We start from the raw sequence: 324 nt of genomic DNA on the forward strand, positions 1-324 counted from the left end.
CCTAATATTACATTAAAATCGTTAAAAGGATGAACAAATGTTGCACCTTTTTCTAGTTGTATTTTTTTAGCAGTAGACTCTCTTGCTTCTAGTGTAGGTTCACATTCAGTAATTTCACCACCATAGCCTCTGACGGCACTTTTTTTTACGTCTGGAGCGTTGCTAGGCATAACTATATAAGATTTTACTCCTAAATTTTTTGCAGCTAAGGCTAATGCTTGTGCAAAGTTGCCTGAAGAGTGTGTTACTACACCTTTTTGTTTTTGTTCAGAAGACAATTGCAAAATGGCATTAGTAGCACCTCTCATTTTAAAGGCTCCCATT

At 36.1% G+C, this 324-nt stretch carries 1 protein-coding gene; it reads right to left on the reverse strand.

Going from position 1 to position 324, the window contains the following annotated elements; translation table 11 throughout:
* A partial coding sequence (locus H2O73_RS23580; protein ID WP_220457705.1) for a pyridoxal-phosphate dependent enzyme occupies positions 1–308 on the reverse strand: 308 nt, incomplete at its 3' end.
* Positions 309–324 lie beyond the last annotated feature (16 nt).

This window comes from Vibrio marinisediminis, from assembly GCF_014050145.1.
Classification (GTDB): Bacteria; Pseudomonadota; Gammaproteobacteria; order Enterobacterales; family Vibrionaceae; genus Vibrio; species Vibrio marinisediminis.